The sequence below is a fragment of the Agrobacterium fabrum str. C58 genome (genome assembly GCF_000092025.1).
Taxonomy (GTDB): Bacteria; Pseudomonadota; Alphaproteobacteria; order Rhizobiales; family Rhizobiaceae; genus Agrobacterium; species Agrobacterium fabrum.
The window spans coordinates 1,239,401-1,253,768 of sequence record NC_003063.2; the positions used below are offsets into that span (position 1 = coordinate 1,239,401).

Sequence of the window (14,368 nt, forward strand, 5' to 3'; positions counted from 1 at the left end):
CCGCCTTACTCATTTCGAGAACTAGCCGTTATCGCCAGCCGAGAGCCGGCGCTACCTGCTTCAGGATCGTCTCGATCACATGGGCGTTGTAATCGACGCCCAGCTGGTTCGGCACGGTCAGGAGCAGCGTGTCGGCCTCGGCGATCGCTTCGTCCGCCTTCAACTGTTCGATCAGCTTTTCGGGTTCGGCGGCATAACTGCGCCCGAAGATCGCGCGCGTCTTGTCGTCGATGTAACCAATTTTGTCGTCACCTTCATTGCCGTAACCGAAATAGGACCGGTCACGATCATTAACGAGCGCGAAGATGCTGCGGCTGACAGATACACGCGGCTCACGCGTATGACCGGCTTCTTTCCAGGCTTCCCTGAAAGTGCGGATCTGCTGCGCCTGCTGGACGTGGAAAGGCTCACCCGTTTCGTCCGTCTTCAGGGTGGAGCTTTGCAGGTTCATGCCAAGCTTTGCCGCCCAGACTGCCGTCGCATTGGAGCTCGAGCCCCACCAGATGCGCTCGCGCAGACCTTCTGAATGCGGTTCCAGACGCAAAAGGCCGGGCGGGTTCGGGAACATCGGCCGTGGGTTCGGCTCAGCGAAGCCTTCACCCTTCAGAAGCTCGAGGAACACCTCGGTATGCTGCCGCGCCATGTCCTCTTCGCTCTCACCTTCGGCCGGGCGATAACCGAAATAACGCCAGCCATCGATCACCTGCTCCGGCGAACCGCGGCTGATGCCGAGCTGCAGGCGCCCACCGGCGATGAGGTCTGCCGAGCCGGCATCCTCCACCATGTAGAACGGGTTTTCATAACGCATGTCGATGACGCCGGTGCCGATCTCGATCTTCTTCGTGCGGGCGCCGACGGCGGCCAGAAGCGGGAAGGGCGAGGCCAGCTGGCGGGCGAAATGGTGCACGCGGAAATAGGCGCCATCGGCCCCCAGTTCTTCCGCAGCCACGGCGAGGTCGATCGATTGCAGCAGCGTGTCGGCCGCGGAGCGTGTCTGCGACTGGGGCGAGGGCGTCCAGTGGCCGAAGGATAGGAATCCGATCTTTTTCATGATGACCTTCCAGATGTCGGAGGATGCCGGCTTTCACAAACCGGCTTCGTTGTTGTCTGTCATATAAGCAGGGCCGGATTTCCTCCAACTGGTCATCCGGAGACACGGTGTCGCCGAAATGTGAACGATGGCCGTTTCAGGCGATCGACTTGCGATCGAGGATGAAGAGATTTTCATGCGCACGCGCCGTTGTAAGGATGAAATCCATCAGCGAGCGCACACGCGGCACGTTGGCAAAATCTTGATGGCTGGTCAGCCAGTAACCGCGCCGCAGCTCGACATCGCCTGGTAGCACCATCTGCAAATCCGGAAAGCGCGCGGCGATGAAGTTCGGCAGGATGCAGAGACCACGGCCGCTGAGCGTGGCGGTCAGCTGCGCGAAAATGCTCGAGGACTGGAAGTTGGGGCGCAGGCCGGGCCACACGTCGCGCATATAATCGAGGCCGGGCGAGAAGATCAAATCCTGCACGTAACCGATGAAGAAATGATTCGGCAGATCCTCGCGCCGGGTGATTTTCGGGTGGCCGGCAAGATAGGAGCGCGAGGCATAGATATGCAGCGTGTAATCGATGATCTGTTCGTTGATGTATGGACCCGCTTTCGGCGGATCGAGTGTGACCGCCACATCCGCCTCTTTCCGGGACAAAGCCATGATCTGCTGGATCGTCACCATTTCCACCATGATGTGGGGATGGGTTGCGGCAAAGTCCTTCAGCCTTTCCACGAAGAAAAAATTGGAAAAACCTTCAGGAGCGCTCAGGCGCACCACGCCGCGCAGCAGGCTGCCGCTTTCGGAAATATCCGATTGCAGCCGTTCCGCTTCCGCCTCGATGCGCTCGACGGTATCCACCAGCCGCCGTCCCACTGTCGTTAGTTCGTAACCGCGCGGATTTCGCTCGAACAGCTTGGTTTTAAGCGAGAATTCCAGCCGGTCGATATGGCGGGAGACGGTGGCGTGACTGGTGCGCAGGCTGCGGGCGGCCGATGAGAGCTGTCCGGTGCGGGCCACCGCCAGAAAATATTGCAGGTCGTCCCAGGTGAAAGGGGTGGCCATTTCCGTCTCCCGTCAAGAGTTCTGTTCAAAAATGAACAGTTCCTGTTCGCAATTTGATGATGCCCGGCTCTTGTGTCAACGGCCGAATTCGAGAAGTCTAAGCTCAGGATGCATCGCTTTGAGGAGGGCGGTGCAGCCATTCGGGTGCAACGGTTTCGGTTCACCGCTGCACAGACAATCTGAGGCTCGCAATCATCTCTGGGAGGAGAAGTCATGCGCAAGAGTATCGTTTTATCCACGGCCATGGCACTGGCCGCCGGCACTGCCGCTTATGCCGCCGAGATTTCGGACGGCAAGGTCAAGATCGGTATCCTGAACGACCAGTCGGGCGTCTACGCCAACTTCGGCGGCAAATACTCTTATGAAGCCGCGAAGATGGCGGTCGAGGATTTCGGCGGCAAGGTGCTTGGCGCACCGGTTGAGGTGGTGACAGCCGATCACCAGAACAAGGCGGACGTCGCCTCCAACATTGCCCGGCAATGGTACGACACGGAGCAGGTCGATTCGATCATGGAACTGACCTCGTCGTCGGTAGGTCTTGCCGTGCAGGCGCTCTCCAAGGACAAGAAGAAAATCACCGTCAACACCGGCGCGGCAACCACCGAGCTGACCGGCAAGCAGTGCAGCCCCTATGGTTTCCATTGGGCCTATGACACCTATTCGCTGGCAGTCGGCACCGGCGGCGCGCTCGTCAAGCAGGGCGGCGACAGCTGGTTCTTCCTGACTGCTGACTATGCTTTCGGTTATTCGCTGGAAGAAAACACCAGCAATTTCGTCAAGGCGAATGGCGGTAAGGTACTTGGCTCGGTGCGCCATCCTCTGGCGACGACGGATTATTCTTCCTTCCTGCTGCAGGCGCAGTCCTCGGGTGCGAAGGTCATCGGCCTCGCCAATGCCGGTCTCGATACCTCCAACGCCATCAAGCAGGCGTCCGAATTCGGCATCGTCGCCGGCGGCCAGCGGCTTGCAGCGCTCCTCTTCACGCTTGCGGAAGTGCATGGCCTCGGTCTTGAGGCAGCGCAGGGTCTGACGCTGACGGAAGGGTTCTATTGGGACCGCGACGATGAATCGCGCAAATTCGGTGAGCGCTTCAAGGAACGCACCGGCGCCATGCCCAACATGATCCATACCGGCACCTATTCCGCCGTGCTGCATTATCTGAAGGCCATCGAAAAGGCCGGCACTGACGATGCCGATGCCGTCGCCAAGGCCATGAAGGAAATGCCTGTTAACGACGTCTTCGCCAAGGACGGCCATGTGGCCGCAAACGGCCGCATGATCCACGACATGTATCTCATGGAAGTGAAGAAGCCGGATGAGAGCAAGCAGCCCTGGGATTATTACAAGGTGCTCGCCACCATCCCCGGCAAGGAAGCCTTCATGGACCCCACAAAAAGCGGTTGCCCGCTGGTGAAACAATAAAAGACTGACATAATAAGGGGAAAGTTTCATGATGATCGCTACCGCCCCCGCCGGGCAGGCCGAACCCCCTGCCGGGCAGGCTGAACCTCGTGTCGTTCTTTCGGCGCGTGGTCTCACCAAAACCTTCGGTGCATTCGCGGCCGTGAAAAACGTCGATCTCGACGTCCATCATGCCCGCGTGCATGCGCTGATCGGTCCGAACGGCGCCGGCAAGACGACGGTCTTTAATCTATTGACCAAGTTTCTCCAGCCGACGGGCGGGGCGATCACCTTCATGGGAACGGACATAACAAAGACGCCGCCGGACAAGGTGGCGCGTCTCGGCCTCGTGCGCTCTTTTCAGATATCGGCAGTGTTTCCGCATCTGACGGTTCTCGAGAACGTGCGGGTGGCGTTGCAGCGGCCCAATAGTCTTGCAACGCAATTCTGGCTGCCGCTCTCCTCACTCGACAGGCTGAACGCCCGTGCCGAGGAGCTGATCTCCATGGTCGGCCTCACGCGGGAAAAAAATGCGCTTGCGGCCGATCTGTCTTACGGTCGCAAGCGGGTTCTCGAAATCGCCACCACGCTGGCGCTCGATCCAAAGGTTCTGCTGCTGGACGAGCCCATGGCTGGCATGGGTGGGGAAGATGTCTCCCATGTCGCCGAACTCATCCGCGAGGTGGCCAAAACCCGCGCGGTGCTGATGGTCGAACACAATCTGAAGGTCGTGGCCGATATCTGTCACCATGTCACGGTGCTGCAGCGCGGTGAAATTCTGGCGGAGGGCGATTACGCCGCCGTTTCCGCCGATCCGCGCGTGCGCACGGCCTATATGGGCACGGAGGAGGCTTGATATGGCGGCAATGCTGGAAGTCTCCAACCTGAAATCCTGGTATGGCGAAAGCCAGGCCCTGCACGGCGTCGATCTAACGGTCGGCGAGGGTGAAACAATCACCATTCTCGGCCGCAATGGCGTGGGCAAGACCACGACGCTGCGCACCATCATGGGCATCATCCGCAACCGCAAGGGCGTCATCAAGCTTGGTGGCAAAGATATGATGCCGGTGCCGCTGCATCGCACGGCAAAATACGGCATTGGTTTCGTGCCGGAAGAGCGCGGCATCTTCGCGACGCTGAGTGTCGAGGAAAATCTGATGCTGCCGCCCGTGGTCGCCTCCGGCGGCATGACGCTTGATGAAATCTATGAATTGTTCCCCAACCTCCATGAGCGCCGCACCAGCCCCGGAACCAAGCTTTCCGGCGGTGAACAGCAGATGCTCGCCATGGCGCGCATCCTGCGCACCGGCGTGAAGGTGCTGCTGCTCGATGAACCGACCGAGGGGCTTGCGCCTGTCATCGTCCAACGCATCGGCGAAGTGCTGCAAAAGCTGAAGAGCCGCGGCATGACCGTGGTTCTGGTCGAGCAGAATTTCCGGTTCGCCAGCCGTATCGCTGATCGCTTCTACCTGATGGATCATGGCCAGATGGTCAGCAATTTCCCGGTGGGCGAGCTTTCGGCCCGCATGGGCGAACTCAATAAAGTGCTGGGGGTTTAACGATGACGATGATCTTCGGCATTCCAATTCAGGCCCTGCTCGGGCAATTGCTGATCGGCCTGATCAACGGCTCGTTTTATGCGCTGCTGTCGCTCGGCCTTGCCGTCATTTTCGGCCTGCTGCGCGTCATCAATTTTGCCCATGGGGCGCAATATATGCTCGGGGCTTTTGTCGCCTTCCTCGGCCTGCAATATTTCGGCATCAATTTCTGGATGGCGCTCATCGTTACGCCGCTCGTCGTCGCGCTTTTCGGTGCGATCGTCGAACGTTTCATGCTGTCGCGGCTTTATGATCTCGATCCGCTTTACGGGCTGCTTTTCACCTTCGGTCTGGCGCTGGTGGTGGAAGGCACGTTCCGCTGGCTTTATGGTGCGGCGGGCCAGCCCTATTCGGTGCCGCGTGAGCTTGCCGGCGGCACCAATCTCGGCTTCATGTTCCTGCCGAATTATCGCGCCTTCGTTGTCGTCATTTCGCTGGTCGCCTGCATCGCCACCTGGGCGTTGATCGAAAAGACGCGGCTCGGCTCCTATCTGCGGGCGGCGACGGAAAATCCGACGCTGGTGCAGGCTTTCGGCATCAACGTGCCGGTGCTGCTGACGCTGACTTATGCGCTGGGTGCCGGCCTTGCCGGGTTCACCGGCGTGCTGGCCGCACCCATCTATCAGGTCTCGCCGCTGATGGGCACCAACCTCATCATCGTCGTTTTCGCCGTGGTCGTCGTCGGCGGCATGGGGTCGATCATGGGTGCCATCGTCACCGGTTACATGCTGGGTATCGCCGAAGGCCTGACCAAGGTGTTTTACCCTGAGGCCTCCAATATCGTCATCTTCGTCATCATGGCCTTTGTGCTGCTCATCCGCCCCGCCGGACTTTTCGGAAAGGACGCCTGATATGTCCAAAGCCACCCATAGCCCCACCGCCGGAGCGATGCCGCAGACGGAAGTTTCGACGACTGCCGGCACCATCAAGACCGTGCTCATTCTGGCGGGGCTTGCCGTCCTCATCGCCGCGCCGATGTTCGTCTATCCGATCTTTCTGATGAAGCTTCTGTGCTTTGCCCTGTTTGCCTGCGCCTTCAATCTGCTGATCGGTTACACCGGGCTGCTGTCCTTCGGCCATGCGGCATTTTTCGGCGGTGCTGCCTATTTTACCGCCTATTCGGTGAAGGAATGGGGCGTGACGCCGGAGATAGGTCTCATCATCGGCATGGCGGGTGCGGCGCTTCTTGGCCTCGTCATCGGCTTCTTCGCCATCCGTCGCCAGGGCATCTATTTCGCCATGATCACGCTGGCGCTGTCGCAGATGTTTTATTTCTTCTGCCTTCAGGCGCCGTTTACCCATGGCGAGGACGGCTTGCAGGGCGTGCCGCGCGGCCATCTCTTCGGCCTTCTCGACCTTAATGCGCCGCTCAACATCTATTACACGGTGCTGGCCGCCTTCGTGCTCGCACTTTTGGTCATCTGGCGTTTCGTCAATTCACCCTTTGGCATGATCCTGAAATCCATCCGTGAAAACGAGCAGCGCGCCATTTCGCTCGGCTACAGCGTGCAGCGCTACAAGCTCGGTGCTTTCGTCATGTCGGCGGCGCTGGCCGGTCTTGCAGGCGGCCTGAAGGCGCTGGTCTTCCAGTTCGCGACGCTGACGGATGTGACATGGCAGATGTCCGGCGAAGTCATTCTGATGACGTTGCTCGGCGGTATCGGCACCATGATTGGCCCGATTTTCGGCGCGGGCCTCGTGGTCACCTTGCAGAACTATCTTGCGACATCGGATTTCCCGGTCACCATCATTACCGGCCTTGTATTCATGGCCTGCGTCCTGGTGTTCCGGCGCGGTCTGATCGGCGAATTTTACGCGTCGCGGCTTGGGAGAAAACTCGGCTTCCAGCACCGCGGCTAGATATTTTTGAAAACACTTGAAAAGCCTCCTCCGCGTCCGGGACGACGCGGCAAGGGTGGCGCATGGAGAACGACATGGGCGAATATGACTATATTGTCATCGGGGCGGGGAGTGCCGGATGTGTCCTTGCCAACCGCCTTTCAAAGGATCCGAACAACCGTGTCCTGCTCTTGGAGGCGGGTGGCAATGACAATTACCACTGGATCCATATTCCCGTCGGTTATCTCTATTGTATCAACAATCCGCGCACCGACTGGTGTTTCAAGACGGCCGAAGAGCCGGGGCTCAATGGCCGCGCGCTGATCTATCCGCGCGGCAAGGTTCTGGGCGGCTGCTCCTCCATCAACGGCATGATCTACATGCGCGGCCAGGCGCGGGACTACGATGTCTGGCGCCAGCTTGGCTGCGAGGGCTGGGGCTGGAGCGACATCCTGCCCTATTTCATGAAGTCGGAAGATTTTTACCGCGGCAAGAGCGACCTGCATTCCGCCGGCGGTGAGTGGCGGGTGGAAAAAGCCCGCGTGCGCTGGGATGTGCTGGACGCCTTCCAGAAGGCGGCAGGCGAAGCCGGCATTCCCGCGACCGATGACTTCAATCGGGGCGACAATGAAGGTGCCGGGTATTTCGATGTGAACCAGCGCTCTGGCTGGCGCTGGAACACCGCCAAGGCATTTCTCAAGCCCGCACTTGGCCGCAAGAACCTCACGGTTCTGACCAAGGCGCATGTCAAGCGGTTGATCATCGAGGAGTGCCGGGTTACAGCCGTCGAGTTCCACCATGACGGCGTCCTGAAAAAGATGCGCGCACGGCGCGAGACGGTGCTATCAGCCGGCGCGATCGGTTCGCCGCATATTCTGGAGCTTTCCGGTGTCGGCCGTGGCGATGTGTTGCAGGCCGCCGGTATCGACACGGTGGCGGAGGTTCATGGGGTGGGCGAAAACCTGCAGGACCATCTGCAATTGCGCATGGTCTATAAGGTTTCCGGCGTTCTGACGCTGAATGAACGGGCCTCCACCCTGTTCGGCAAGGCGAGGATCGGGTTGGAATATGCGCTGACGCGCTCCGGGCCGATGTCGATGGCGCCGAGCCAGCTTGGCGTCTTCACCCGTTCCTCGCCGGAGAAGGAAACCGCCGATCTGGAATATCATGTCCAGCCGGTTTCGCTCGACAAGTTCGGGGATCCGGTTCACACTTTTCCGGCCATTACCGCAAGTGTCTGTAATCTGCGGCCGGAAAGTCGCGGCTCAGTGCATGTTAAAGGACCGGATTTCGCCATGCAGCCGGAAATCCGCCCGAACTATCTTTCCACCGAAGGCGACCGTCAGGTGGCCATCGACGCCATGCGGCTGACGCGCCGCATCGTCGCCCAGCCGGCGTTTTCCCGCTTCAACCCGCAGGAATACCGGCCCGGCCCGTCGTTCGAAAACGACAATGATCTGGCCAAGGCGGCGGGCGATATCGGCACCACCATCTTCCACCCCGTCGGCACGTTGCGCATGGGCTCGGATGTGGAGAGCGTTGTCGATAACAGGCTGAAATTCCGAAGGCTCGCCGGGCTGCGCGTTGCCGACGCCTCGGTGATGCCGCGCATCACCTCCGGAAACACCAATTCCCCGACGATCATGATTGCCGAAAAGGCCGCCGACATGATCCTTGCGGATAATCGCTGAAAGGAACGCACCGATGAAGACCGTCGCTTTTCTCGGGCTGGGACATATGGGCCTGCCGATGGCCGCCAATCTCGTCAAGGCGGGGTACGCCGTCAGGGGTTTTGATCTTTCCGAAGCCTGCCGCACGGCGGCGAGAGAGGCCGGAATTCCCGTTGCGGCGGATGCGACTGAGGCCACGCACGCGGCGGACGTGGTCATCACCATGTTGCCGAAGGGCGAACATGTTGTGTCGGTCTATGGCGACCTGGTTCGAAAGGTATCCGCCGGAACGCTGCTCATCGATTGTTCGACGGTGGATATGGAAAGCGCGCTGAAGGCGCATGAACTGGCCGCTTCCGCCGGTTGCCCCTCGGTCGATGCGCCCGTTTCCGGCGGCACCAGCGGGGCGGCGGCCGGCACCCTGACCTTCATGTGCGGCGGCGAGCCGGACGCTTTTTCGGCGGCAAGGCCGGTGCTGGAGGCGATGGGCAAGAAGATCGTCCATTGCGGCAAGGGCGGCAATGGCCAGGCGGCGAAGATCTGCAACAACATGATTCTCGGCATTTCCATGATCGCGGTTTCCGAGGCCTTTGTGCTCGGCGAAAAACTCGGCCTTTCGCATCAGGCGCTGTTCGATGTTGCTTCCACCTCCTCGGGGCAATGCTGGTCGCTCACCACCTATTGCCCGGTGCCGGGGCCGGTGCCGACATCGCCTGCCAATAAGGACTACCAGCCGGGTTTTGCGGCGGCCTTGATGCTGAAGGATCTGAAGCTGTCGCAGGCAGCGGCCAATGGCACGGGTGTTTCCACCCCGCTTGGGGCTGCGGCATCGGCGCTTTATGAGAGCTTCGTCGGCGAGGGTGGCGGCGGGCGTGATTTTTCCGCCATTGTCGAAATGCTGCGCGGAGGCGAAGCATGATGGAGGCCATGCCATCCGATATTCTGTGGGTGCCGCCGCGGGAAAGGCTGGAGCACTCGGCGCTTTTTGCTTTCGCGGCGAAAACCGCACCGCTGCACGGTCTGGCTGCCGATGATTATGCCGGCCTCTTGCGCTGGTCCATCGACGCCCCGGATGAGTTTTACGATGCGCTGTGGGACGAACTCGCGATCATCGGCACGCGCGGCGAGGCGGCATTCAAAGCCGGCGCGACGATCCGGGACGCCGAGTTTTATCCCGGCGCGCGGCTCAATTATGCGGAAAACCTGTTGCGCGATGCCGATGAACGGTTGGCCATCATCGCCTATCGCGACGATGGCACACGACGCGAGATAAGCCGCAGGAAGCTCTATGATGAAGTGTCGCGCATGGTGCAGGCGCTGGTCCATGCGGGCGTGAAGGAGGGCGACCGTGTCGGCGCCATCGTCACGCATGATATCGAGGCGATCGTCAGCTATCTGGCCGTGAGCGCCATCGGCGCCATCTGGTCGTCCTGCTCGCCGGATTTCGGCCCGGCAGGGGCTTCGGACCGTCTGTCGCAGATCGACCCGAAAATCCTGATCGCCGTGCCGGAATATGGTTATGCCGGCAAACGCATTGATGTCGGCCCGACCATCCGCGCCGTGGCGGAAAGTGCGAGGCCTGAAAAGATCGTGCTGATTGGTGATTCCGTTGCCGAAAGCCTCGCCGATCTTGGCTGTTTGACGCTTGCGGATTTCGTCGCGCCCTATGCGGCGGGCGAGATTGCCTTCAACCGTCTGCCCGTGAAGGCGCCGCTGGCGATCCTTTATTCTTCCGGTACGACGGGCAAGCCGAAATGCATTACCCATTCCGGCGGCGGGCTGCTTCTTCAGCACATGAAGGAGCAGAAGCTGCAATGCGATATCAGGCAGGGCGAACGCTTCTTCTATTTCACCACCTGCGGCTGGATGATGTGGAACTGGCAGGTTTCCGGTCTGGCACTCGGCGCGACACTGGTGACCTATGACGGTAATCCGGGCTATCCAAATACCGCGCGGCTGATTGACCTTATCGATGCCGAGGGTATTGCCACTTTCGGCACGTCGGCGAAGTTCATTGACGCCTGCCTGAAAGCGGGCCTGCAGCCGCGCGAGAGCCATGACCTCTCATCGTTGCGGACAATCCTTTCCACCGGCTCGCCGCTCATCCCGCAATCCTTCGATTATATCTATCGCGACTGGAGGGCGGATCTGCATCTCGCCTCCATTTCTGGCGGTACTGACATCTGCGCCTGTTTTCTTGGCGGCAATCCGCTGCAGTCGGTTCATCGCGGTGAATTGCAGGGCGCGATGCTTGGCATGGATATCGATACGCTCGATGATGAAGGCCGTTCCGTTCGCGGCGTCGCCGCTGAACTTGTCTGCCGCAATGCTCACCTGTCCATGCCGGTCAAATTCTGGGGCGATGAGGACGGCTCACGTTATCAGGCCGCCTATTTCGACCGTTTTCCCGGTATTTGGGCACATGGTGATTTTGCCGAACTGCGCCCCTCCGGCGGATATGTCATCCATGGCCGCTCGGACACGACGCTTAATCCCGGCGGGGTCCGTATCGGTACGGCGGAAATCTATCGGCAGGTGGAAACCGTGCCTGATGTCGAGGAGGCCATTGCCGTCGGGCAGGATATTGACGGCGACCAGCGGGTGATCCTTTTCATACGCATGAAGGAAGGCGCGGTCCTGACGGAGGAGCTGGAAAAGACCATTCGCAGCCGCATCCGTTTAGGTGCGACGCCGCGGCATGTGCCGGCAAGGATCATCGCCGTCAGCGCCATTCCCCGTACCCGTTCAGGCAAGATTTCCGAAATCGCGGTGCGCGAAACCATTCATGGCCGGCCAGTGAAGAATACCGATGCACTCGCAAATCCGGAATCGCTCGAACTTTTCCGCAACCTGCCGCAGCTGAAGGACTAGACCGATGGAGGATCAACCAAAAACCGTGCTCGTTACGGGTTCCACCAGCGGCATCGGGCTCGCCATCGCCAAGCGTTTTGCCGAAGCCGGGTTTCTGGTCGCCGTCCACGGTGTGGAGACGGCGGCGGAGGGCGCGCAGGCCCTTGAAGCGGTTGCGACAGTGGCGCGCCACCGGCCGGTCTATTTTTCCGCCAATCTCGCCCATTACGACGAGAGCGCGCACCTTCCGGAAAAAGTCATCGCCGAGTTCGGCCATATCGATGTGCTGGTCAACAATGCCGGCATCCAGAAGGTCGCGCCGATCGACGAGTTCGATTTTGCCGATTTCTCGCGCATCGTCGCGATCTCGCTCGACAGCGCTTTCCATACGATCCACGCAGCCCTGCCGGGCATGAAGGAAAGGGGCTGGGGCCGCATCGTCAATATCGCGTCCGCGCATGGATTACGCGCCTCGCCCTTCAAGGCACCTTATGTGGCAACCAAACACGCCGTGGTTGGGCTGACGAAAAGCGTGGCGCTGGAAGTGGCCGAGCAGGGCATCACCTGCAACGCCATCTGCCCGGGTTATGTCTGGACCCCCCTGGTTGCAGCCCAGGTGGCCGATCAGGCGCGGGTGCATGGCATGAGCGAGGACGATGTGGTGAAGAAGGTGATGCTTGCGCCACAGCCGACCAGACGGTTCGTGCAGCCGGAGGAAGTGGCGGAAATGGCGCTTTATCTTGCGGGCGATATGGCGCGCTCCATCACCGGCACGACCATTTCCATCGACGGCGGCTGGACGGCGAAATAATTTTTATGTGTCTGCCCTTTGCGAACCGTCTCGCCACCTTCCGGCATTGTTAGGCGATTTCAATCCTGTATAGTTTTCGTGGACGGCGAGGTCAGCGCCGTGTTCACGGAAAAGCGGCATGATGAACACAGGGTCTTTTGAAGCGCCGCTGGCGCGATCGCGTTTCGATACGCGCCATGTGCCGAAGCGCGATGCGATGGGGTTGTGGCGGGATTCGATCAACGTGCTGTTCGATGCCCGGCTGCGTAGCTCGCAGGATGATGGTTTCTTCGCCAGTGTCGATGCCGCGTTCATCGGCAATGTCGCACTTGGCCGCACGCAATCCTCCGCGCAGGATTTCGACCGGTCGCGCAACAAGCTTGCCCGTGACGGCATGGACGGTTTTCTCCTGCAATTTTATGCCAGCGGCAAGAGCATGTCGCGGCGAGGCACGGGTGAAACAGCCGGCCCGGGAGACCTCTATATCATCGACATGGCGCAACCGCTCGCCACCGCGACGACCGATCACGATCATCTGAGCCTGGTGGTGCCGCGCCGGTTGCTGGAAGGCAGGCTTATCGGCTCCGGCAATCATCACGAACGTGTGCTGCCGGCCGGTCTGCCGCTGGTATCGCTCCTGCGGGAAACGATGACGAGCATCTATCGCCATTTCGATGTCATGAATGCCAATGACGGCGCGGCCACGGTCTCGCCGCTTCTGGAGCTCGCGACCGCTGCCATCAACAACCACGTCCGGGAAGACAATGCGCAGGGCGTGCAGCGGGCGCTACGGGCCTCCATCCGGCGTTATATCGACAATCACCTGCTCGATCCTGCCCTTTCGGTAGAAAAGGTGATGGGCGAATTCGGTGTGTCGCGCCGCACGGTCTATCGGCTGTTCGAGCCGCTTGGCGGCTTTTCGGCCTGTATCACCCATCGCCGTCTCGAACGCGCCATGGATTTTCTGCGGGCACCGCAATCATCACACATGACGATTGCCGATGTGGCGGCGGCTTACGGTTTCACCAATCCGGAAAATTTCAGCCGCGTCTTTAAAAAGACCTTCGGCCTCTCCCCGCGCCAGATCCGCCACTTCGCGTCGGAAAACCGTGATGTCACCTCGGAGATTCTGAAGCCGGACAGTGCGGAGTGGATGCGCTGGATCGTGCAGCTGGGGCGCTGATACCGATCAGTCGAATTTTAGCTGGCACTTTATGACGGTTCGCTGGCACAATTTAACCATTCGTCCCGGTTGCGTTGCAACAGGGGTGCAAATGCGCGTCCAACATGTCAAAATCTGCGGGTTATTTTTCATAGAAATATTGCCTGATGATCATGATGTTGAGAATTCCTGTTTTTCTGGACCTGTTGATCCTGTGGCGCGGATGGCGCCGCGGGGTAAAAAAATACCTTTCCTTTGCCCGTTTCGGCTCGGACTTTCGAAGTGTGACGCCGCCCTTGCCGTTGGCGGGTTCCGGCAGTCCCGCAGACTGTTCGTGGGAAACGGATGAGGACGAAGCCCGGCAGCCGGTATCCTGGCTCGGCCTCGGGCAAAGCTTCAGCGCGGTGGAGGTGGCGGACTGTGACGGTTCAAACCGATCCCGTCTGCCGGTCGAGTGCGGTTAAGGTCGTTCTTCTGCCGTCTGGAACAAAACCCTATCCCGGAGGATTAGGTCCCAAACGGTTACAGGGAGTGAAAGACATGGCCAGGGAAAACACCGGCTATCTCGACAGTCGGGATGCGCCAAAAAGCGAGACGGCAACGCGTGCGCGACAGGGATCCCGCGGGCGTCCCGTTCTCGTCATCTTGATTGTCAGCGTGTTGCTTGCGCTGGTTGTGTGGGCTGTCGTTGAATATTCGGTTTTCGAACCGGACGAGAACCTGCCGCAGAACCCGCAGACCGAGACCGCGCCGGTGCCGCAGCAGCCGTCAGGCTCGGGCACCTTCGACAACAATCCGGCCAATGGCCGCGCGGCACCGCCGGCATCGACCGAGACTAATCCGACGCCGCAGGATTCGACCGGGGCACCGCGTAATCCGTGATTACGGGGTGAAATCCCCATGATGATAATTTGTATGGAACCAGATTGCGCCCGATTCCATTTCACACAAAG

Annotated in this window: 14 protein-coding genes; 12 read left to right on the forward strand and 2 right to left on the reverse strand. The window is 60.1% G+C overall.

What is annotated here, in order from left to right; translation table 11 throughout:
- Positions 1-28: 28 nt before the first annotated feature.
- Positions 29-1,051 (reverse strand): LLM class flavin-dependent oxidoreductase, encoded by a 1,023-nt coding sequence (locus ATU_RS19260; protein ID WP_006313850.1) that lies wholly within the window; start codon positions 1,049-1,051, stop codon positions 29-31.
- A gap of 136 nt (positions 1,052-1,187) precedes the next feature.
- Positions 1,188-2,105: a LysR family transcriptional regulator gene (locus ATU_RS19265; RefSeq protein ID WP_010973579.1), complete on the reverse strand. Its 918-nt coding sequence runs from the start codon at positions 2,103-2,105 to the stop codon at positions 1,188-1,190.
- Positions 2,106-2,318: 213 nt separating this feature from the next.
- Here ATU_RS19265 and ATU_RS19270 point away from each other — a divergent pair, with 213 nt between their 5' ends.
- The 12 genes from ATU_RS19270 to ATU_RS19325 all read left to right on the forward strand — a co-directional run bounded on the left by ATU_RS19270 (position 2,319) and on the right by ATU_RS19325 (position 14,297).
- Positions 2,319-3,527, forward strand: coding sequence for an ABC transporter substrate-binding protein (locus ATU_RS19270; protein WP_010973580.1), 1,209 nt, complete (start codon positions 2,319-2,321; stop codon positions 3,525-3,527).
- Positions 3,528-3,555: 28 nt separating this feature from the next.
- Positions 3,556-4,362, forward strand: a complete 807-nt coding sequence (locus tag ATU_RS19275; RefSeq protein WP_010973581.1) for an ABC transporter ATP-binding protein — start codon at positions 3,556-3,558, stop codon at positions 4,360-4,362.
- A 1-nt stretch (position 4,363) separates the two neighbouring features.
- Complete coding sequence (locus tag ATU_RS19280) at positions 4,364-5,065, forward strand: ABC transporter ATP-binding protein (RefSeq protein ID WP_006313865.1); 702 nt, start codon at positions 4,364-4,366, stop codon at positions 5,063-5,065.
- A gap of 2 nt (positions 5,066-5,067) precedes the next feature.
- A complete protein-coding gene (locus ATU_RS19285) occupies positions 5,068-5,955 on the forward strand; it encodes a branched-chain amino acid ABC transporter permease (RefSeq protein ID WP_006313872.1) in 888 nt (295 codons plus the stop codon).
- A 1-nt stretch (position 5,956) separates the two neighbouring features.
- Positions 5,957-6,964 carry a branched-chain amino acid ABC transporter permease gene (locus ATU_RS19290; RefSeq protein ID WP_006313874.1) on the forward strand — a complete coding sequence of 336 codons (1,008 nt, stop codon included), beginning with the start codon at positions 5,957-5,959 and terminating at the stop codon, positions 6,962-6,964.
- 74 nt (positions 6,965-7,038) lie between these two features.
- Positions 7,039-8,634, forward strand: a complete 1,596-nt coding sequence (locus ATU_RS19295) for a GMC family oxidoreductase (protein WP_010973582.1) — start codon at positions 7,039-7,041, stop codon at positions 8,632-8,634.
- Positions 8,635-8,647: 13 nt separating this feature from the next.
- Entirely contained in the window at positions 8,648-9,532 is an 885-nt protein-coding gene (mmsB, locus tag ATU_RS19300; RefSeq protein ID WP_010973583.1) for a 3-hydroxyisobutyrate dehydrogenase, read from the forward strand.
- Positions 9,529-11,484 (forward strand): acetoacetate--CoA ligase, encoded by a 1,956-nt coding sequence (locus ATU_RS19305; protein ID WP_010973584.1) that lies wholly within the window; start codon positions 9,529-9,531, stop codon positions 11,482-11,484. Before mmsB ends, ATU_RS19305 begins: the two co-directional genes overlap by 4 nt.
- 4 nt (positions 11,485-11,488) lie before the next feature.
- Positions 11,489-12,274 (forward strand): 3-hydroxybutyrate dehydrogenase, encoded by a 786-nt coding sequence (locus ATU_RS19310; protein ID WP_010973585.1) that lies wholly within the window; start codon positions 11,489-11,491, stop codon positions 12,272-12,274.
- 118 nt (positions 12,275-12,392) lie between these two features.
- Positions 12,393-13,436, forward strand: coding sequence for a helix-turn-helix domain-containing protein (locus tag ATU_RS19315; RefSeq protein WP_006313891.1), 1,044 nt, complete (start codon positions 12,393-12,395; stop codon positions 13,434-13,436).
- Positions 13,437-13,582: 146 nt separating this feature from the next.
- Entirely contained in the window at positions 13,583-13,879 is a 297-nt protein-coding gene (locus tag ATU_RS19320; RefSeq protein WP_051883802.1) for a hypothetical protein, read from the forward strand.
- A 76-nt stretch (positions 13,880-13,955) separates the two neighbouring features.
- A complete protein-coding gene (locus ATU_RS19325) occupies positions 13,956-14,297 on the forward strand; it encodes a flagellar basal body-associated FliL family protein (RefSeq protein WP_006313895.1) in 342 nt (113 codons plus the stop codon).
- The last annotated feature ends 71 nt before the right edge of the window (positions 14,298-14,368 follow it).